Genomic DNA, 21,219 nt, shown 5'->3' on the forward strand with positions numbered 1-21,219 from the left:
CATGCAGCACATCATCCGGCGCGAAGCCATCACCACGGCCCGCAGGGGCACACGGGTTCCCCTGGCCCGCCTCTGCCGGGAGATCGCGGACGGCGCGGCGGCCCCGGCCGTCGACGGCACCGACCGCGACGCGGACGCCCTGGTCGACGACGACCTGCTGAGCCGGCTGCTCCTCAGCCAGCTGCAGGCCGTGGGCCTGTTCTCGGACGCCGCTCCCCGCCTGCCGCTCGGCGACGAGCTGCGGCGCTGGCTGGACGAGTCCGTCCGCCAGCTGCTGGACCGCGGCTACCTGCACGGCGACGCCGCGCACCCCCGCCCGGTGCACGCGGTGAGCAGCCGCGACGTCTGGGCGGAGTGGGAGGAGCGCAGCGCGCAGTGGTCGCGCAACGCCGACCTGCGCGCGCAGGTCCTGCTCCTCGACGCCATGCTGCGCGCCCTGCCGCGGATCCTGACCGGCGAGGTGCTCGCCACCGACGTCATGTTCCCCAACTCCTCGATGGAGCTGGTCGAGGGGATCTACAAGAACAACCCCGTCACCGACACCTTCAACGGCGTCATGGCCGATGCGGTGGCCGGCATCGTGCGCGAGATCGTGCGCAGCGACCCGTCGGCGCGGATCCGCCTCCTGGAGATCGGCGCGGGCACCGGCGGCGGCAGCGTGAAGGTCTTCGAGAAGCTCGAACCCTTCGCCGCCCACGTCGAGACGTACTGCTACACCGACCTGTCCAAGTCCTTCCTGATGTACGCGGAGAAGGAGTACGGGCCCACGTACCCGTACCTGGACTACCGGATCTTCAACGTCGAGGAGCCGCTCGCCGGCCAGGACGTGGAGCCGGGCTCCTACGACATCGTGCTCGCCACCAACGTGCTGCACGCCACCAAGGACATCCGCCGGACGCTGCGCAACGCCAAGGGGGCGCTGAAGGAGAACGGCGTCCTGCTCGCCAACGAGCTCTCCGCGCACTCGCTCTTCACGCACCTGACGTTCGGTCTGCTCGAAGGCTGGTGGCTGTACGAGGACACCGAGCTGCGCATCCCCGGCTGCCCGGGCCTGACCCCCGAGTCCTGGGAGGAGGTGCTCGACGAGGAGGGCTTCGGCGCGGTGTCGTTCCCCGCGGAGCGGCTGCACGAGCTGGGCCATCAGGTGATCGCGGCAGACAGCGACGGGCTGATCCGGCAGGAGCTCGCGGGCGCCCCCGCCGCCGGGGGCGCGGCCCCCGCGCAGGCCGTCGGCGCGCAGGAGACGCCGGCCCGGTCCGAGACCCCGGGGCACCGCCCCGCGCGGACCGGGGCGCGGACGCCGTCGGTCACGGACGAGATGCTGGAACAGCACGTCAAGGACGTCATCTTCGAGCAGCTGAAGCTCTCCCTGAAGGTCGACCGGACGCAGATCGCCGCGGACGACGCCTTCATGGACTACGGCATCGACTCGATCATCGGCGTGCAGCTGATCCAGGAGATCAACCGGAAGATCGGCATCGACCTGGCCACCACCGACCTGTTCGACCACGGTTCGGTGAACCGGCTGGCCCGGTACATCGCCGGCGCCCACCGGGCCGAGGCCACCGCCTCGCTGCCCGCCGAGCTGCGGGCCCCGGCCACCGAGCCCGCGCCGCTCCCGGCGGCGCAGACGGCGGCCCCGCAGCAGGCCGCCGCGCCGGCGGCCCAGCAGGCCCCGGCGAGGGCACCGCACGAGCCGGCGGGCGTGCTGCGCAAGGAGCCGATCGCCATCGTCGGCATGAGCGGCCGGTTCGGCGGCTCGCCTGGCGTCGAGCAGCTCTGGGACCACCTGGCGCAGGGGCACGACCTGATCGAGAAGATCTCGCGCTGGGACATGTCGGGCTACCACCCCGAGGGCGCGCAGCCGTGCGACCAGGGCAGCTTCATCGACGACATCGACCGCTTCGACCCGACGTTCTTCAACATCTCGGGCATCGAGGCGACCTACATGGACCCCCAGCAGCGGGTGTTCCTGGAGGAGTCGTGGAAGGCGCTGGAGGACGCCGGGTACGCCGGCTCCGGCACCCAGGGCCGCCAGGTCGGCGTGTACGTCGGCTGCCAGGAGAGCGGCTACGCGCAGCTCTTCGGCGGCGAGGCGCCGCCGCAGTCCATGTGGGGCAACGCGCTGTCGGCGATGCCGGCGCGCATCTCCTACTACCTCGACCTCCAGGGCCCGGCGATCTCCGTCGACACGGCCTGCTCCAGCTCGCTGGTGGCGATCCACCTCGCCTGCCAGGGCCTGTGGGGCGGCGAGACCGAGATGGCCATCGCCGGCGGCGTCGCCATCCAGACCACGCCCAAGTTCTGGGTGATCGCCGGCCAGGCCGGCATGCTCTCCGCGAGCGGCCGCTGCCACACCTTCGACGACCGGGCCGACGGCTTCGTCCCCGGCGAGGGCGCGGGCGTCGTCGTCCTCAAGCGGCTGAGCGACGCGCTCGCCGACGGGGACCACATCCACGGCGTGATCAGCGGCTCCGGCATCAACCAGGACGGCGCGTCGAACGGGATCACCGCTCCGAGCGCCAAGTCCCAGGAACGGCTGGAGACTTCGGTCTACGACGCGTTCGGGATCAACCCCGAGCACATCCAGCTGATGGAGGCCCACGGCACCGGCACCAAGCTCGGCGACCCGATCGAGTACCACGCGCTCAAGCGGGCCTTCCGCCGCTACACCCAGCAGCGGGACTACTGCGCGCTGGGCTCGATCAAGTCCAACCTCGGGCACACCATCACCGCCGCAGGCGTCGCCGGCGTCATCAAGGTGCTGCTGTCGCTCCGGCACCGGCGCATCCCGCCCTCGATCAACTTCGAGCGGGGCAACGCGCACATCGACTTCACCGACAGCCCGTTCTACGTCAACACCGAGGACCGCCCCTGGGAGGCCGGGGGAGACGGCACCCGTCGCGCCGCCGTCAGCTCCTTCGGCGTCAGCGGGACCAACGCCCACCTGGTGATCGAGGAGGCCCCGTACCGGGCCCACCGCACCGGCGGGCCCTCCGCCCACCTCGTCACCCTCTCCGCCGGCACCGCCGAGCAGCTGGAGGAGCAGGTCGAACGGCTCCTCGCGCACTGCGAGCAGCAGCCCGGCCTCGACCCGGGCGACATCGGCTTCACCCTGCTCGTCGGCCGCAAGCACCTGCCGCACCGGCTGGCCTGCGTCGTGCGCGACCAGGCCGAGCTGGTGCAGAGCCTGCGCCTGTGGACCGCCAAGGGGCAGAGCCCGCGCGTCTGCGTCGGAGAGGTCCCCGCGCAGGGACACCAGGAGCGCGCCGCGCTGCGCAACTTCGGCAACGAGTGCATCCGGCAGGCCGCGGCGGGCACCGACCCGGGCTCGCTCGCCGAGCTGCTCGCCACCGTCGCGGACCTCTACGTCCAGGGCTACGGCCTGGACTACGCCGCGCTCTTCGCCGACGGGCAGTACACCCGCGTCCCGCTGCCGACCTACCCGTTCGCCCGCGAGCGGTACTGGGTGCCGCAGGCAGCGGAGCAGCGCCCGGCGCTCCCGGCCGGCTCGCACGGCGCCACCCGCACGGGTACGCACCCGCTGCTGCACTCCGAGGCCTCGGACTTCCGCTCCCGGCGCTACCGGTCGGAGTTCACCGGCGAGGAGTTCTTCCTCCGGGACCACGTGGTGAAGGGCCGGAAGGTCCTCCCCGGCGTGGCCTGCCTGGAGATGGCCCGGGCCGCCGCCGCCCTCACCCTCGGCGGACCGGCCCAGGACGGCCCCGGCCTCGCCCTGCGCAACGTCGTCTGGGCGCGCCCGGTGACCGCCGGCGCGAAGCCCGTCACCCTCACCACCGCACTGGTGCCCAGGGGCCACGACGAGGCCGAGTACGAGATCTCCGGCGCCGGCGACACCCCCGGCGCCGCCCCGGTGGTGCACAGCCAGGGGCAGGTGGTCCTCAAGGACATCGCCCCGGCCGTGCTCGACCTCCCGGGCATCCGCGCCGCCTGCGGCCGGACCGAGGTCGGCGCCGACCGGCTCTACCCGGCGTACGAGGCCATCGGCTTCAGCTACGGCGACGCGCACCGCGGCATCGAGCGGCTGCACATCGGCCACGACCAGGTCCTGGTGCAGCTCACGCTGCCCGCCTCGGTACGCGCCACCCGGGACGACTACGTGCTGCACCCCGCCCTCCTCGACGCGACGCTCCAGGCCTCGCTCGGCATGGGGCTGGCGGCCGGCGACGCGGACACCCTCGACGTGTCCGGCATGAAGCCCTCGCTGCCGTTCGCCCTGGACGAGCTGGAGGTCCTCGGCTCCTGCACCGACGCCATGTGGGCCTGGATCCGCTACAGCGCGGGCGTCGAGCGGGGCGGCAGGGTCTTCAAGCTCGACATCGACCTCTGCGACGAGCAGGGCGGGGTGCGCGCCCGGATCAGGGGCATGTCCTACCGCGTCCTGGACGGCGAGGTCGGCGCGGCCGCCGAGACGCCCGCGGCAGGGGCCGCCGAGGTGTCGTCGGTCGCCTTCCTGCCCACCTGGCGGGAGCCCGCGCCGGGCGCCGCGGCCATCGAGCCGAGGCAGCACGTCGTGCTGCTGCCCGACCTGCCCGCCCTCGCCGACGCGCTGGCCGGGCAGGACCCGGCGGTGCGGGTGCTGCCGCTGACGTCCGCCGCGGCGGGGATCGCTGAGCGGTTCACCGAGTACACCGAGCAGGCCCTCGCCCACGTCCGGGACCTCCTGGACGACCGGGCGCAGGAGCGGGTGCTGATGCAGCTCGTCGTCCCCGACCGGGAGGGCCTGGCGACCGTTCAGGGCCTGCTCGGCCTCCTGAAGTCGGCCCAGGCGGAGGACCCGCGGCTGCTGGCCCAGGCCGTCCTGGTCGACCCGGCCGAGCCCGCCGGGCAGCTGGTCTCCCGGCTCGCCGCCGGGCGCCGCCACCCCGGCGAGGCCTGCCTGCGCTTCCGCGGCGGCCGCACCGAGGCGCTGACCTGGGCCGAGGGCGACGACCGCCCCGAGACCCGGGTGCCCTGGCGGACCGGCGGGGTCTACCTCGTCACCGGCGGGCTCGGCGGCGTCGCCACCCTGTTCGCCCAGGACATGGCCACCGGGGTGCGCGACATCACCCTCGTACTGGCGGGCCGTTCGCCGCTGCGCCCCGCGCAGCAGGCCGTCCTGGACGGGTGGCGCGCGCAGGGGGCCGACGTCCGCTACGAGCGGGTGGACGTCGCCCGGGCGACCGAGGTGCGGGAGCTGGTCGACGGGATCCTGCGGGAGCACGGCGCGCTGCACGGCATCATCCACAGCGCCGGCGTCCTGCGGGACGGCCTGCTGCGGCGCAAGACCGCCGAGGAGTGCCGCGAGGTCCTCGCGCCGAAGGTCGCGGGCCTGGTCAACCTGGACGAGGCCAGCAAGGACGTCCCGCTGGACTTCCTGGTCGTCTGCGCCGGCGCGGCCGGGGTGTTCGGCAACGCCGGGCAGGCCGACTACGCCGCCGCCAACGCCTTCCAGGACGCCTACACGCACCACCGCCAGGAGCTGGTGGCCCGCGGGCAGCGCTCCGGGGCCTCCGTCTCCGTCGACTGGCCGCTGTGGGCCGAGGGCGGGATGCGCGTCGACGGCGCCACCGAGACGGTGATGCGCGAGCGGCTGGGCATGGTGCCCATGCCGACCGCCACCGGGCTCGCGGCGCTGTACGCCGCGCTCGACGCGCCGCGGACGCAGGTCCTGGTGATCGCCGGCGACGCCGGGAAGATCCGGGAGACCGTGCTGCACCGGGCCTCGCGGCCCGAGCCGGCCGCCGTACAGCCGGCTGCCGTACAGCCGGCCGCCCGGCCCGCCGCCGGCGCCGGCCGGAAGGCCGTGCGCGCCGAACTGGTCACGTACCTCAGGAACACGCTCGCCGAGGTGATCCGGGTACCGGCGCACCGGATCGACCCGGGCGCCCCGTTCGAGCGCTTCGGCATCGACTCGGTGCTGGCGCTCGCCGTCACCAACCGGCTGGAGGCCGACTTCGGCTCGCTGTCGAAGACGCTCTTCTTCGAGCACCAGACCATCGACGACCTGAGCGGCTACTTCCTCGGCGCTCACGCGGGCGCGCTGGAGTCGGTGCTGGGCCTCCGCCCCTCGTCGTCGGAGCCCGCCGCGCCCGTCACGCCTGTTGTGCCCGCCGCGCCCGTCGTGCCCGCCGCGCCCATGGCGGCCGCACCTGTGGCGCCCACGGCGCCGGTGCTGCGCGATCCCGTAGCGGCCGCGCCGCAGCGGCGGTCCGAGCCGCAGGAGGACGCCGTCGCGGTCGTCGGCCTCGCCGGCCGCTACCCCGGCGCGAAGGACCTCGACGAGCTCTGGGAGAACCTGCTCGCCGGCCGCGACTGCGTCACCGAGGTCCCCGAGGACCGCTGGGACCACAGCCTCTACTACGACCCGGAGCAGAACCGGCCCGGCCGGACCCCCACCAAGTGGGGCGGGTTCATCGACGGCGTCGCCGACTTCGACTCGCTGTTCTTCAACGTCTCGCCCCGCGAGGCGGCGATCACGGACCCGCAGACGCGCCTCTTCCTGGAGTGCGTCTGGAACCTCCTGGAGGGCTCCGGCTACACCCGGGACCGCCTGCGCACCGCGTACGGGAGCCGGGTCGGGGTCTACGTCGGCGCGATGTACCAGCAGTACCAGCTGCTCTCCTCCGACCTCGTCCACGAGTCGATCACCTCGGTGATGTCCTACAGCGCCATCGCCAACCGGGTGTCGCACTTCTTCGACCTCCAGGGGCCGAGCCTCGCGGTCGACACGACGTGCTCCTCCTCGCTGGTCGCCATCCACATGGCCTGCGAGGAACTGCGCCGGGGCAACTGCGAGATGATGATCGCCGGCGGCGTCAACCTCACCCTGCACCCGAAGAAGTTCCTCGGGCTGAGCCTGACCGGCCTCACCGGCAGCAGCCCGGACAGCCGGGCCTTCCTCGACGGGGACGGCTTCCTGCCCGCCGAGGGCGTCGGCGCCGTCCTGCTGAAGCCGCTCTCCCGGGCCGTCGCCGACGGGGACGAGATCCTCGCCGTCATCCGGTCCAGCGCCACCAACCACAAGGGCCGGACCAACGGCCCGATGGTGCCCAGCCCCGACCGGCAGGCGGAGCTGATCGAGGAGAACCTCAAGCGGGCCGGCATCCACCCGCGCACGGTCGGCTACGTCGAGGCGTCGGCGAACGGCTCCCAGCTGGGTGACGCCATCGAGTTCGCGGCGCTGCGCAAGGTGTTCGGCAAGCACACGCGGGACGAGGGGTTCTGCGCCCTGGGCACGGTCAAGTCCACCTTCGGCAACGCCGAGGCGGCCTCGGGCATCGCCCAGCTCAGCAAGGTCGCCCTCCAACTCAAGCACCGCCGGCTCGTCCCGTTCGTCGGGCAGGGCGGGCTCGACGGGCAGGGCGGGCTCAACCCCGGGGTGGCCCTGGACGGGACGGCGTTCTACCTCCCGCAGGAGGCACAGCCCTGGCACCGGCCGGTGGTGGACGTCGACGGGCAGGAGCGCGAGTACCCGAGGCGCGCGACCATCAGCGCCGTCGGCGCCGGAGGGTCCAACGCCCACCTGGTCGTCGAGGAGTACATCCCCGGGCAGCGCGCTGCCGAGGAGTACGGGGACGACGGGACACCGCAGGTCGTGGTCCTCTCCGCGCGCAACGAGGACCGGCTGAAGGCCGTCGCCGGGCGCCTGCTGGAGTTCGTGACCACGCAGCCGGAGCTCTCCCTCGCGGACCTCGCCCACACGCTGCAGAGCGGGCGCGAGGCCATGGACTCCCGCCTGGCCCTGGTGGCGGGCAGCACCCGCGAGCTCCTCGCGGGCCTCGGCCACTACCTGGACGGCACCGCCGGGCAGGCCCCGGTGCCGCTCTTCACCGGCGACGCCCGGCGTGACGACTCGGACCTCGGCGCCCTGCTGAGCGGGCGGGTCGGGGACGCGGTGGTCCGCGAGCTGCTCGCGGAGAACCGGCCCGAGAACGTGGCCCTGTTCTGGGCCCGGGGCGGGAGCGTGCCCTGGGACGCCGTCCCGCGCGAGGGCCGGGCACCGCGGATGCTGCGGACGCTGCCGACCTACCCGTTCGACCGGAAGCGGCACTGGGTGCCCCAGGGGCAGCCGCCGGCCCCCGTGGCCCCGGCGGCCCTGCCCGGGAGCAGCGAGGCCGCCCCGGCGCAGACCGGTGCCGCGGAGCGGATCGCGGCCCTCGTCGCCGACCTGCTGGGCGTTCCGGTGGACGCGCTCGACCTGGACGCCCCGCTCCAGGACCTCGGGTTCAGCTCGATCCTGGCGATGCAGCTGGTGAAGGGCGTCCAGACGGAGGTCGACCCCGCGGCCGACCTCCAGGCCCTCGCCGACTGCCGGTCCACCCGGGACCTGGTGCGCCGCTTCGGCTCCGCCACCCCGCCCGTCACCACGGCCGTCGCGGGCGGGCCGGCCCAGGCGCGGTTCCCCGAGGTGATCCGCCTCAACGCGGGCACCGAGGGCCGGCCGGTCTTCTGGTTCCACGGCGGGCTCGGCGGTCTTGAGGTCTACGGCGCGATCGCCGACAGCTTCGGGCGGCCCTTCTACGGCATCCAGGCACGCGGCTGGATGTCCGACGCCGCTCCGCTGAACGGCATCACGGCGATGGCCGCCCACTACGCGCACATCATCCGCACCGTCCAGCCCGAGGGGCCGTACGATCTGGGCGGCTACTCGCTCGGCGGCCTGCTGGCGTACGAGGTCACCCGTCAACTGCAGGAGCAGGGCGAGACGGTGGAGACCGTCGTCATGGTCGACGCGATGTACGGTGACAGGGTCAAGGAGATGACCATGTCACGCAAGGACATGGTGCTCCAGCAGGTCAACGCCCTGCTGTTCGCGGCCGTCCGGCCCTCGCCGGAGCGGTTCGCGGAGGCGTTCATCGCCGCCGCCGAGGTGGACTGGAGCCAGGGCGACGACGAGCTGCTGGACGGGCTGATCGCCGTCGCGCAGGAGCGCGGCCTGGGCGGCTCCGCGCAGGCGCTGCGCGCACTCGTGGAGCAGAACGTCCGGGTCCAGGAGGCCTACGGGGTCCTGGAGTACGACGTCCGGCCGCTCGCCCGGCCGGAGTCCGTCACCTGCTTCTACTTCCGCAACAAGAGCGGCCTCTTCTACGGGGAGCTCGAAGCCGTCTTCTCCACCCAGGAGGACGGCACGGCGCTGGACCAGGTGAACTACTGGGACGAGTGGCAGAAGCAGCTGCCGAACTTCCACCAGACCGACGTGGACTCCTCGAACCACTTCGTGATCCTCAGCGACCCGAAGTCGCTCTCTGCCATCCGTTCCTTCTGCGAGCTGTTCTACTCCGGCAGCCGGGAGGAGAAGCGGATCGCGGCCGCGAAGACGTGGGTCGGCCGGCGCAGGCGGGGGGCGCGCGGCAAGAAGTGACCAGGGCGCGGTGCCCGTAGGAAGGACAGGAACAGTGGGCGGGGCGGCCGCCTCCCGGAAGCGGGGGGCGGCCGGCTCCCGGCCGTCGAGCAGGGGGCTGCATGGACAGGATGGCGCGGAGACTCGGGAGCGAGTCCTTCCGCAGGGACTTCGGCGTGGACTACGCCTATCTGTCGGGGTCGATGTACCGGGGCATCGCCTCGAAGGAGCTGGTGGTCGCCATGGGGCGCGGCGGCTTCATGGGATTCCTCGGTGCGGCGGGCCTGAGCCCCGACCGGGTGCGGGGCGACATCGCCCACATCCGCCGGGAGCTGGCGCCCGGCCGGCCGTTCGGCGTCAACCTGCTCTGCAACCTGCAGGACCCGGCGCGCGAGACGGCCAACGTCGAGCTGCTGCTCGGCGAGGACGTGCGCTTCGTCGAGGCCTCGGCCTTCGTCAAGATGACGCCGGCCCTGGTCCTGTACCACCTGCGCGGGCTGCGCCGGGCGCCCGACGGCACCGTCGTGCGCGGCAACCGGATCCTGGCGAAGGTCTCCCGGCCGGAGGTGGCCCGGGAGTTCATGCGGCCCGCGCCCGCGGAGATCGTCGCGCAGCTGCTGGCCGAGGGCCGGGTCACCGCCGGGCAGGCCGAGCTGGCCCGGGGCATCCCGGTGGCCCAGGACCTCTGCATCGAGGCGGACTCGGGCGGCCACACCGACCGTGGCGTGCCGACCGTGCTGCTGCCGTCGATGCAGGGCCTGCGCCGCGACCTGACGCGGGAGTACGGCTACGCCGAGGCGATCCGTCTCGGGGCGGCGGGCGGGATCGGCACCCCGCAGGCGGTCGCCGCGGCCTTCACGATGGGTGCGGACTTCGTGATGACCGGTTCGATCAACCAGTGCACGGTGGAGGCCGGGATCACCGACGCGGTGAAGGACCGGTTGCAGGGAATCGACGTCCAGGACACCGACTACTGTCCGGCCGGTGACATGTTCGAGATCGGCGCGCTGGTCCAGGTGTTGAGGAAGGGCGTGCTCTTTCCCGCCCGGGCCAACAAGCTCTTCGCGCTCTACAAGGCCTACGACTCCTGGGACGCGATTCCGGAGGGCACCCGGCGGCAGATCCAGGACACGTACTTCAAGCGGAGCGTGGACGAGGTCTGGCGGGAGACCAGGGAGCATCTGGAGCGGACGGGCCGGGTGGCGGAGATCGGGCGCGCCGAGCGCAGCCCGAAGCGGAAGATGGCGCTGATCTTCCGCTGGTACTACGGCTACACCAGCCGGCTGTCCTTCTCGGACCCGGAGCTCGACCCGGCCAACGTCCAGGTGCACACCGGCCCGTCGCTGGGCTCCTTCAACCAGTGGGCGAAGGGGACGCCGCAGGAGAGTTGGCGCAACCGGCACGTGGACCGGATGGCGGCCGAGCTCATGCGGGAAGCCGCCGTGATTCTGACGGAGCGTCTGCGCGCCCTGGCCTGAGAGCCGGGGCGGTGGACGCGGCGGCACCCGCGCGACGGTCGATGGGGATTGTCACACTGGTCACCCCGTGCAGCCAGGCACTATGATCTGATTATCCGTCACGGTCGGTGACCAAGGGGGGGCCACAAAGGCTGATGTCACGTCAACCGCCGACCGGTGGTACGAGGTCGAGCGGGGCGGGACGAGGTGCCGGCCGGCGAGAGCCACGCAGAGCCGCGGGCATTTCCGGGACGGGCCGGTAAGGGGGCAGCTGCGCTCGGCGCCCCGGCCGCACCACATTCATCGCAGCACGAGCAGTCGAGCGGTCGAGCAAGCATCGCCAACACACCGAAAGACGAGAAAGGGTTCTCCATGCGGACGTACGTCTTCCCCGGCCAGGGATCGCAGCGGAAGGGAATGGGCGGCGCGCTGTTCGACGAGTTCGAGGACCTCACCCGGGCCGCCGACTCGATCCTGGGCTACTCGGTCAAGGCCCTCTGCCTGGAGGACCCCGAAGGCCTGCTCAAGCAGACCGAGTACACCCAGCCCGCGCTCTACGTGGTCAACGCCCTCTCCTACTACCGCAAGCTCCGGGAGACCGGCCTGGTCCCGGACTTCGTGGCCGGTCACAGCCTCGGCGAGTTCAACGCCCTGCTGGCCGCCGAGTGCTTCGACTTCGAGACCGGCCTGCGGCTGGTGAAGAAGCGCGGCGAGCTGATGGCCCAGGCCACGGGCGGCGGCATGGCGGCCGTCCTGAACGCCTCGGAGAAGGAGATCAGAACCGTCCTGGAGCAGAACGGCCTCAACTCCGTCGACCTGGCGAACTACAACACGCCTTCCCAGATCGTGATTTCGGGCCTGGTCGAGGACATCAAGGCCGCGCAGCCGCACTTCCAGACGGGCAATCACCTCTTTGTCGCGCTGAACACCAGCGGCGCCTTCCACTCCCGCTACATGGAGCCGGCCCGGGCCGAGTTCGCGGAATTCCTCGCCGGCATCCCCTTCTCCGAGCTCCGGATTCCGGTCATCTCGAACGTCACCGGAAGGCCGTACGAGAACGACCTCGTCAAGGAGAACCTGGCGAAGCAGATCGTCAGCTCGGTGCGGTGGACCGACACCGTGGAACACCTCCTCGGTTACGAGGGAATGGAGTTCGAGGAGATCGGGCACGGCGACGTCCTCACCAAGCTGGTGAAGAAGATCCGCCGCGAGATCCCGAACCCGGCCAGGCACCCGGCGCCCGCCGCCGAGCCGGTCCCGGCGGCGAGGAAGCCGCGCCCGACGGCGGCGGAACTGGTCCGGCGGTGGAACGAGGCGCACCCGGTCGGGACGATCGTGAAGTCCACCACCGGCGACTACGGAGACCTCCGGACCGCGACCGAGGCGACCGTCCTCTTCGGTCACCGGCCGGCCGTCTACATGAACGGCTACCGGGGCTACTTCGATCTCACCGAAATCGAGCCCATCCACTAGCGCAGCGAACCGGCCCGAGCCGACCAGCAAGCCCCAGGGAGAGAAAAGATGACGACCGTCGGAATCGAAGCGATGAACGTCTTCGCCGGCACCTGCCAGGTCAACGTGGAGAAGCTGGCGATCCACCGCGGACTCGACACCGCGAGGTTCGACAACCTCCTCATGAAGGAGAAGACCGTCGCGCTGCCGTACGAGGACCCGGTGACGTTCGGTGTCAACGCGGCCAAGCCCATCATCGACGCGATGTCCCCCGAGGAGCGGGACCGCATCGAACTCGTCATCACCGCGACCGAGTCGGCCTTCGACTTCGGCAAGTCCATGAGCACGTACTTCCACAGCCTGCTCGGGCTCAACCGCAACTGTCGCCTCTTCGAGATCAAGAACGCCTGCTACTCGGGCGTGGCGGCCCTGCAGATGGCGGCCAACTTCATCCTCGCGCAGACCTCCCCGGGCGCGAAGGCCCTGGTCATCGCCACCGACATCACGCGCTTCATGGTGGCCGAGGGCGGCGACGCGCTGTCCGAGGACTGGTCCTTCGCCGAGCCGAGCGGCGGCGCCGGCGCCGTGGCGATGCTCATCAGCGACATCCCGAACGTCTTCCAGATCGACGTCGGCGCCAGCGGCTACTACGGCCACGAGGTGATGGACACCTGCCGTCCGCTCGCCGACAGCGAGGCGGGCAACGCGGAGCTGTCGCTCCTGTCCTACCTCGACTGCTGCGAGAACGCCTTCCTGGAGTACCAGCGGCGCGTCGGCGACGTCGACTTCGTGAACAGCTTCGGCTACCTGGCGTTCCACACCCCCTTCGGCGGGATGATCAAGGGCGCGCACCGCAACCTGATGCGCAAGTTCGTCAAGGCGCGCCCGGCGGCGATCGAGGAGGACTTCCAGCGCCGGATGCACCCGGGCCTGACGTACTGCCAGCGCGTCGGCAACGTGATGGGTGCGACCACGATGCTCTCGCTCGCCAGCACCATCGACAACGCGGACCTCTCCAGCCCCCAGCGCGTCGGCGTCTTCTCCTACGGCTCCGGCTGCTGCTCGGAGTTCTTCAGCGGCGTCGTCCGCCAGGAGAGCCAGGACCACGTGCGCCGCTTCGACATCGAGAAGCACCTGGACAAGCGCTACGAGCTGAGCATGCCCGAGTACGACATGCTGCTCCGGACCAACCACGCCGTGAAGTTCGGGACCCGCAACGCCGTCCTCGACACCGACATCGTGCCCGAGGCCCGGAAGACGCTCGGCAAGGAACTCCTCTTCCTCAAGCGGATCAACGAGTTCCACCGGGAGTACGAGTGGCTCTCCTGAACACCGCGGAGTTCGAGACCGTCAAGGTCAGGTTCCAGGACGAGATCTGCTTCCTCCAGCTCCACCGGCCCGACGCCGACAACGCGATCAACCGCCGGCTGGTCGAGGAGTGCACCGCCGTGGTGCGCCACTGCGAGGAGCACGCCAAGGTCCTCGTCCTGGAAGGCCTGCCCGAGGTGTTCTGCTGGGGCGCCGACTTCCGGGAGCTGGGCTCCCAGGAGGCCGGCGGCCACGAGAAGTCGCACGCCGAGGCCCTCTACGACCTCTGGCTCTCGCTGGCCCTCGGCTCGTTCGTCTCCATCGCGCACGTCCGCGGCAAGGTCAACGCCGGCGGCCTGGGCTTCGTGGCCGCCTGCGACATCGTCGTGTGCGAGGACAGGTCCGTGTTCAGCCTCTCGGAGCTGCTCTTCGGGCTGATGCCGGCCTGCGTCCTGCCCTTCCTGATCAGGAAGGTCGGCCCGGCCAAGGCCAACTACATCACGCTGACCACCCAGCCGTTCACCGCCCGGCAGGCGGTGGACTGGCAGCTGGTGGACGCCAGCGAGGAGAACAGCGGCAACCTGCTGCGCAAGCACATCCTGCGGCTGCGCTACCTGCCCAAGACCGGCGTCACCCGCTACAAGAAGTACCTGCGCAACCTCGACGACATCCTGCTCCCCTCCCGGGAGAAGGCCGTCGAGGCCAACCGGGAGGTGTTCTCCGACCAGGAGAACCTGCAGAAGATCGCGCGCTACGTGAACACAGGGAAGTTTCCCTGGGAAGGGGAGTAGGCATGCCGGGCGCAGCCGTCGACTACACCCAGCTCGGACCCTCCGTGGTCCAGATCACCATGCAGGACAAGGAGCACAAGAACACCTTCTCCGACCAGCTCATCATCGGCCTGAGCGACGCCTTCGCGAAGGTCCGGGCCGACGAGCAGTGCAAGGCGGTCATCCTCACCGGCTACGGCACCTACTTCGCCAGCGGCGGCCGGAAGGAGAGCCTGCTGCAGATCCAGGACCGGCAGATCAGCTTCACCGATTCCGACATCTACGGCCTGGCGCTGGACTGCCCCGTACCCGTCATCTCCGCGATGCAGGGCCACGGCATCGGCGGAGGCTTCGCGATGGGGCTCTTCTCCGACTTCGTGATCCTCAGTCAGGAGAGCATCTACACCACCAACTTCATGCGGTACGGCTTCACGCCGGGCATGGGGGCGACGCTGATCCTCCCCAAGAAGCTCGGCTTCAGCCTCGGCGAGGAGATGCTGCTCTCCGCGAAGACCTACTACGGCCGCGACCTCAAGGAGCGGGGGATTCCCTTCCCCGTCCTCCCGCGCGCCGAAGTGCTGCCCTACGCCGTCGAGTTGGCGCAGACACTGGCCGAGAAGCCGAGGCTCTCGCTGATCACGCTCAAGGACCACCTGGTGGCCGAGCTGCGCGCGGAGCTTCCGCGCTACATCGAGCGCGAGGTGGCCATGCACGACAAGACCTTCCACCAGCCCGAGGTCCGCGACCTCATCACCTCCCAGTACTAGGAGAGCCGACAACCATGTCGAACCAGGACGTCTTCAACCTGATCGTCGAGCACACCCGCGAGGTCATCCCGGAGCTGGAGGAGCACACCTTCGACCCGGCGGACTCGCTGAAGGACCTCGGCGCCAACTCCATCGACCGGGCCGAGATCATCATGATGACGCTCGAATCGCTGGAGGTCAGCATCCCGCTGTCGGAGCTCGCCAACGCGAAGAACATCGGTGACCTGGCGGGGCTCATCCATGGCAAGTCGAACTCCTGACACGCGCGATATCGTCGTCACCGGCCTCGGCGTCACCAGTGCGGTGGGCCAGGGCAAGGACGACTTTGTCGCCGCACTCCTCGGCGGCCGCCACGCGTTCGCCGCGATGCGCCGTCCCGGCCGGCAGGTGCCGCCTGCCCAGGAAGGCCGGGACGGCGCCGGACCGGCCTTCCTGGGCGCCGAGATCGCCACGCTGACCACGCCCGCGGCCATCCCGGCGCGGGTGCTGCGGACGGCCTCGCTCTCCTCGCAGGTGGCCCTCGCCACCCTGGACGAGGCCTGGCAGGAGGCGGGGCTGGACGACGCCGACCCGAGCCGCATCGGCCTGGTGATCGGGGGCTCCAACGTCCAGCAGCGGGAGCTGACGCAGCTGCACGCCCGCCACGCGGACCGCCCCGAGTTCCTGCGCCCCACGTACGGCATGGCCTTCATGGACACCGACCTGTGCGGGTTCTGCACCGAGGCCTACCCGATCCGGGGCTTCGCCCAGACGCTGGGCGGGGCCTCGGCCAGCGGCCTGCTCGCCGTCCTCCAGGCGGTCCGGGCCGTGCAGTCGGGCCAGGTCGACGTCTGCATCGCCATGGGCGCGCTCATGGACCTCTCGTACTGGGAGTGCCTGGCGTTCCGGGCGATGGGCGCCATGGGGTCGAGCCGCTGGGCCGACGACCCGGCCGCCGCCTGCCGCCCGTTCGACCGGGGCCGGGACGGCTTCGTCTTCGGCGAGGCCTGCGGGGCGGTCGTGATCGAGCGGGAGGGTGCCCGCCGGCACCCCGCGCCGTACGCGCGGTTCCTCGGCGGCGCCACCGCGATGGACGGCAACCGCAACCCCAACCCCTCGTTCGACGGCGAAGTCGGCGTCGTCCGGGCGGCGTTGGCGGAGGCCGGCCTCCCAGCGTCCGCGGTCGACTACGTCAACCCGCACGGCACCGGATCGCCCACCGGGGACGACACCGAGCTGCGGGCGCTGCGCGAGTGCGGCCTCACCGGGGCACGGATCAACGCCACCAAGTCGATCACCGGGCACGGGCTGAGCGCGGCCGGCGCCGTGGAGGTCGTCGCCACGCTCCTGCAGATGCGCGAGCAGAAGCTGCACCCCACCCGCAACCTGGCCGACCCGGTGGACCCGTCGTTCCACTGGGTGCGCGAGCAGGCGGAACCCTGGTCGTTCGAGACGGCCGTCAGCCTCAGCATGGGCTTCGGCGGGATCAGTTCGGCGATCTGCCTGCAGAAATGCTGATCGCCGCGGCGCACCGGAACGCCGCAGCCCCGCCCACGACCGACACCCCTTGGAAGCACCGGCGATGACCAAACCCACTGTGTTCATGTACTCGGGCCAGGGCTCCCAGTACTTCCACATGACCCGCGAACTGTACGAGCAGCACCCGCGCTACCGGCTCTGGCTGGACCACTGCGACGAGATCGCCTCGCCGATCCTCGGCAAGTCGCTGCTGGACACCGTCTTCGACCCGGGCCGGCAGAAGAGCGACCCCTTCGACTCGCTCGCGGACTCCAACGCCGCGCTGCTCTGCGTCGAGTACAGCCTCACGCGAGTCGTCCAGGAGCTCGGCTACCGGGCGGACCACCTGCTCGGCTACAGCCTCGGGGAGATCACCGCAGCCGTGGTCGCGGAGGTCTTCCCGCTGGAGCTCGGCATCTCCTTCGCGGTGGACTTCGCACACCTGCTCGCCGAGCGGACCCCGCGCGCCGGCATGCTGGCGATCGTCGGCCCGCCCGAACTCCTGCACACCCACGCCGCCCTGTTCGCCGGCAGCTGGGTGACGGGCCGCAACTTCGACGGCAACTTCGTCGTCAGCGGGCACGCCGCGCAGATCGACGGACTCCAGGCCGCCCTCAAACGCGAGGGCGTGCTCTGCGAGCGGCTGCCCGTGAACTGGGGCGTGCACACGGAGCTCATCGACCCCGTCGAGGCGGAGGTCCGCAGCCTCCTCGGCGGCCTGGACTTCGCGCCGCCGCAGATCCCGATCGTCTCCTCCACGGCGGCCGGCCCGGTCGACGCCGTGACGGCCGACGGGATCTGGGCCGCCATGAGAAATCCGGTGGAGTTCTCGCGGACCATCCGGAAAATGACCGCCGAGACCGATGCGACCTTCATCGACCTCGGCCCCAGCGCCACGCTCGCGACCTTTGTGAAGTACCTCCTTCCGCCGGGCAGCGGCTCTGTTCAGACCAGCACCATCAACCGTTTCGGAAACAACCTGAAATCGATGAGCGATTTTCAGGAGCAGACGGCCTCGACAAGAGGCTGACGGCCTCGGACCGAGGCCGATCATCGGAGTCCTGGAGGGAAACCCGGTCATGGCAGCGCAGAGCAGCGCAATCAGAATCTACAAGGACGCCACCGCGATCATCACGGGCGGCGCGTCGGGCATCGGCCGCGCACTGGCGGAGGACCTCGCGGCCCGCGGCTGCGAGGTGGTCCTTGCCGACCTCCAGCTGGAGCAGGCCGAGGAGACGGCCGCCGGGATCAGGGCCGCCGGCGGGAAGGCCACCGCGGCCCGGCTGGACGTGACCGACCACGCCGAGTTCGCCCAGCTGGTCAAGGACACGGTTGCGCGGACCGGGCGCCTGGACTACCTGTTCAACAACGCCGGCATCAGCCACGGCATGGGCGCGGGCGCCCGGCACTACCGGATCGAGGACTGGCGTCGCGTCATCGACGTCAACCTCGGCGGCACCGTCAACGGTGTCCAGGCCGCGTACAACGTGATGATCGACCAGGGCTTCGGCCACATCGTGAACACCGCCTCCATGGCGGGCCTGGTCCCGAGCCCCGGCACCACGTCCTACGTGACCACCAAGCACGCCGTCGTCGGCCTCTCGCACAACCTGCGCGCCGAGGCCGCGCAGCTCGGTGTGCGGGTCAGCGTGCTCTGCCCGGGCGTCATCCGGACCCCGTTCATCGAGGGCGGCGCCTACGGCCGCGAGGTCGAGGGCGTGACCGGCGAGCAGACCAAGGAGATGTGGGAGGAGAAGAAGCCCATCTCCCCCGAGGAGTTCGCCAAGAAGGCGCTCGACGCGGTCGCCAAGAACCAGGGCGTCATCATCGTCCCCGGATTCTGGAAGCTGTTCTGGTGGCTCTTCCGCATTTCGCCTTCGTTCTGCCTCAACATCGCGACGAAGAACTTCAAGGACCTCGGGCGGAGCACCGCCTCCGGCGGCCCGCGCCGCGAGGAGAGCGCCGCATCGGCCGCGCCGGAAAAGTAACGCCGGGATCTGTTCGGCACGTACCGCCTTTCCACTGTCCGACGCGACCGATTCTTCCGCGAGGAAATCATGAAACAAAAGAGTAGTAGCCCGTCGGTGGTCATCCCCGAGCAGGCCGCGGCTCCTCCGAAAGCGCCCTCCGAGCGGTACCACGGCCTGGACGCGCTCCGCGGCTTCGCGCTGCTGCTCGGTGTGCTGCTGCACGCGACGCTCGCCTTCATCCCCGGGTTCACGTACACCGGCTGGCCGATCGTCGACAACTCCCCGAGTTCGCCGCTCGCCTTCGCCTACTTCGTCATCCACCTGTTCCGGATGCCGGTCTTCTTCCTGCTGGCCGGCTTCTTCGGCCGGATGCAGTACCGGCGGCTGAAGGCGCGCGGCTTCTTCAAGGAGCGCAGCAAGCGCATCCTGCTGCCGCTGCTCTTCGGCACCCTGCTGGTGCTGCCGATGAACGTGATCCTGATCGGCGTGGTGCTCGGGATCAAGGACCCGGTGACCAGCCTGGTCCCGACCCGGGCGATCGTGCCCATCCCGCTGGCGCACCTCTGGTTCCTCTGGGTGCTGTACTGGCTCTACGTGGCGGTGCTCGTCGGGCACAAGCTGCTCGGCCTGTTCCGCAAGGGCGGCGCGTCCGCGTCGGAGGGCGGCAACGCCCTGGAGCGGGCCGTCGGCCGGGTCTGCGCCCGCGGCCTCGAACCCGTCGTGCTGGCGCTGCCCGTCGCGGCGTGCCTGTACTTCTTCGACCAGTGGCACCTGTGGGAGGGCCTCCCCACGCCCAACACCGACCTGGTGCCGCAGCTGCCGACCACCGTCGGCTACGCGGTCGCGTTCTCGTTCGGCTGGTACCTGCAGAAGAACCCCGGCATCCTCCAGTCGTGGCGCCGCCGCTGGGTCGCGTACGTCGTCGCCGCCGCCGTCGTGACCATCGCCACGGCCGCCCTCGGCGGCTTCGACCCGCAGTCCTCGCTGGTCACCGTTGACGGCCACCTCGAACTGGAGCCGCTCACCGGCACCACCAAGCTGCTCTGCGCGCTGGGCTACGGGCTGGCGGGCTGGCTCTGGACGCTCGGGCTCGTCGGTGCCGCGCTGCACTTCTTCGCGGGATTCAGCCCGGTCCGGCGCTACATCGCGGACGCGTCGTACTGGATCTACATCATCCACATGCCGCTGGTGATGGGCCTTCAGATCGTGGTGCGGCACTGGCCGGTGCACTGGGCGCTCAAGTACCCGTTCATCCTGGCCGTCGCGGTGCCGATCCTCTTCCTGAGCTACCACTACCTGGTCCGCTCGACCTGGATCGGCAAGATGCTCAACGGCCGGCGCTACCCGCGGACCCTGCCCGCCGACCCGGCCCGTTCCCAGGGCTGATCCCCGGGCCGGTCTCCGGCTACCCTGCTGGCCGATCCTCCGGGCCGCTGCCGACGGGCAGTGGCCCGGAGCCGTCAGTGGCCGGAGCCGTCAGTGCCCGGCGGGCCGCTCCAGCGCGATCGCGGTGACGACGAGGCCGTCACGGCAGAGCCACCGGCCGTCGAACCCGTCCAGGTGCCTGCCCCCGGCGCTCACCCCCGGGACGAGCAGTCGCGCCGAGAACGTACCCGCGTCCGGATCGAATCCCAACTCCGCCTCCGAGAAGTCGAGTTCGCGCGCCGCCAGCGGGTACCAGGTCTTGAACACCGCCTCCTTGGCACTGAACAGCAGCCGGTCCCAGCAGACTTCCGGCGCGGCGGCCGCCAACTCGCGCAGCCGGGCGCGTTCCGCGGGCAGCGAGACGAACTCCAGCAGGTCGTCCGGCAGCGGCTCGTTGGGCTCGGCATCGATGCCCAGCCCCAGATAGTCCGAGGAGCGGCCCACGGCGGCGGCCCGGTACCCGGCACAGTGGGTCATGCTGCCGACGACACCCGCCGGCCACTGCGGCGCCCCCCGCCGACCCGCCACCAGCGGTGCCGCCGGCACCCCCACCCCGTTCAGCGCCCGCCGCGCGCACATCCGGACGGTGGCGTACTCCCGCCGCCGCTTCGGCACGGCGAGCGCGACGGCGGCGGCCTCCTGCGGGTACAGCGCGGCGACGGCCGCCTCGTGGTCGGTGAACGCGTGCGCGGTACCGGCGGGCGGGGGTATCAATTCCTCGATCACGACGGTTCCGCGGTCTCCTCTTGTCACGGACGCACCCGCCACGGAGTCTTCCGCCCGCCGCCGAGCGGCGTCAACCCCCGGCTCTCCCGGCGGCACGGATGTCGGCGGCGCCGGATCGTCGCGGGGGCGTTCACTCCGCGCGCCCTGCGCGAGCTGGCCGCCGGCATCGAGCAGCACGCTGCGGACACTGTCCGGCAGGTGTGTGTGCGGGGTGAGACGGAGATCGTCCGGCTCGTCATCGACTTATTCATAAGGGAGTTGGCTCGGAATGGCGTCGTGGTCGTCACTGGCGGCTGCCGTTCCCGAACTGCGGCCGCGTCTATGCGTTCTTCCGGAGCTGGCGAACAAGGGCTTGGTCGCCGAGTTCCACGACCGGCCGCTTGCTGGCGGGATGGGGAAGGGGGGGGGCCCAACGGGGGCGCCCCCCCCTCCTTGTCCGGCGGTGTGGCCCGATCGGAAAGAGGAAAAGGGGTGGGGTTGGTCGACGGAACAAATGGGGGCCGG

Annotated in this window: 12 protein-coding genes; 11 read left to right on the plus strand and 1 reads right to left on the minus strand. The window is 71.1% G+C overall.

Annotated features, from left to right (window positions below; translation table 11 throughout):
• The first annotated feature begins 1 nt into the window (after position 1).
• The 11 genes from ACZ6NC_RS31780 (at position 2) to ACZ6NC_RS31830 (ending at position 19,950) form a co-directional block, all read left to right on the plus strand.
• A complete protein-coding gene (locus ACZ6NC_RS31780) occupies positions 2-9,364 on the plus strand; it encodes an SDR family NAD(P)-dependent oxidoreductase (protein WP_465737310.1) in 9,363 nt (3,120 codons plus the stop codon).
• Between the two features lie 110 nt (positions 9,365-9,474).
• On the plus strand, positions 9,475-10,821 hold the full coding sequence (locus tag ACZ6NC_RS31785) for a PfaD family polyunsaturated fatty acid/polyketide biosynthesis protein (protein ID WP_465737311.1): 1,347 nt from the start codon (positions 9,475-9,477) through the stop codon (positions 10,819-10,821).
• Between the two features lie 351 nt (positions 10,822-11,172).
• Positions 11,173-12,273, plus strand: a complete 1,101-nt coding sequence (gene fabD / locus ACZ6NC_RS31790; RefSeq protein WP_465737312.1) for an ACP S-malonyltransferase — start codon at positions 11,173-11,175, stop codon at positions 12,271-12,273.
• A gap of 48 nt (positions 12,274-12,321) precedes the next feature.
• On the plus strand, positions 12,322-13,581 hold the full coding sequence (locus tag ACZ6NC_RS31795) for a hydroxymethylglutaryl-CoA synthase family protein (RefSeq protein ID WP_465737313.1): 1,260 nt from the start codon (positions 12,322-12,324) through the stop codon (positions 13,579-13,581).
• Positions 13,569-14,351: an enoyl-CoA hydratase/isomerase gene (locus ACZ6NC_RS31800; RefSeq protein WP_465737314.1), complete on the plus strand. Its 783-nt coding sequence runs from the start codon at positions 13,569-13,571 to the stop codon at positions 14,349-14,351. The genes ACZ6NC_RS31795 and ACZ6NC_RS31800 overlap by 13 nt, the downstream gene beginning before the upstream one ends.
• A 2-nt stretch (positions 14,352-14,353) precedes the next feature.
• A complete protein-coding gene (locus tag ACZ6NC_RS31805) occupies positions 14,354-15,097 on the plus strand; it encodes a polyketide synthase (RefSeq protein WP_465737315.1) in 744 nt (247 codons plus the stop codon).
• A gap of 14 nt (positions 15,098-15,111) precedes the next feature.
• Positions 15,112-15,357: an acyl carrier protein gene (locus tag ACZ6NC_RS31810; RefSeq protein ID WP_396323109.1), complete on the plus strand. Its 246-nt coding sequence runs from the start codon at positions 15,112-15,114 to the stop codon at positions 15,355-15,357.
• Positions 15,338-16,594 carry a beta-ketoacyl synthase N-terminal-like domain-containing protein gene (locus ACZ6NC_RS31815; protein ID WP_465737316.1) on the plus strand — a complete coding sequence of 419 codons (1,257 nt, stop codon included), beginning with the start codon at positions 15,338-15,340 and terminating at the stop codon, positions 16,592-16,594. Before ACZ6NC_RS31810 ends, ACZ6NC_RS31815 begins: the two co-directional genes overlap by 20 nt.
• A gap of 64 nt (positions 16,595-16,658) precedes the next feature.
• Positions 16,659-17,624 carry an acyltransferase domain-containing protein gene (locus ACZ6NC_RS31820; protein ID WP_465737317.1) on the plus strand — a complete coding sequence of 322 codons (966 nt, stop codon included), beginning with the start codon at positions 16,659-16,661 and terminating at the stop codon, positions 17,622-17,624.
• 49 nt (positions 17,625-17,673) lie between these two features.
• Positions 17,674-18,582, plus strand: a complete 909-nt coding sequence (locus tag ACZ6NC_RS31825; RefSeq protein WP_465737318.1) for an SDR family NAD(P)-dependent oxidoreductase — start codon at positions 17,674-17,676, stop codon at positions 18,580-18,582.
• Between the two features lie 69 nt (positions 18,583-18,651).
• On the plus strand, positions 18,652-19,950 hold the full coding sequence (locus ACZ6NC_RS31830; RefSeq protein WP_465737319.1) for an acyltransferase family protein: 1,299 nt from the start codon (positions 18,652-18,654) through the stop codon (positions 19,948-19,950).
• Between the two features lie 90 nt (positions 19,951-20,040).
• Here the strand turns inward: ACZ6NC_RS31830 and ACZ6NC_RS31835 are convergent, their stop codons facing one another.
• Positions 20,041-20,715: a 4'-phosphopantetheinyl transferase family protein gene (locus ACZ6NC_RS31835; RefSeq protein WP_465737320.1), complete on the minus strand. Its 675-nt coding sequence runs from the start codon at positions 20,713-20,715 to the stop codon at positions 20,041-20,043.
• Positions 20,716-21,219 lie beyond the last annotated feature (504 nt).

The sequence above is a fragment of the Kitasatospora sp. NPDC041988 genome (assembly GCF_055588525.1).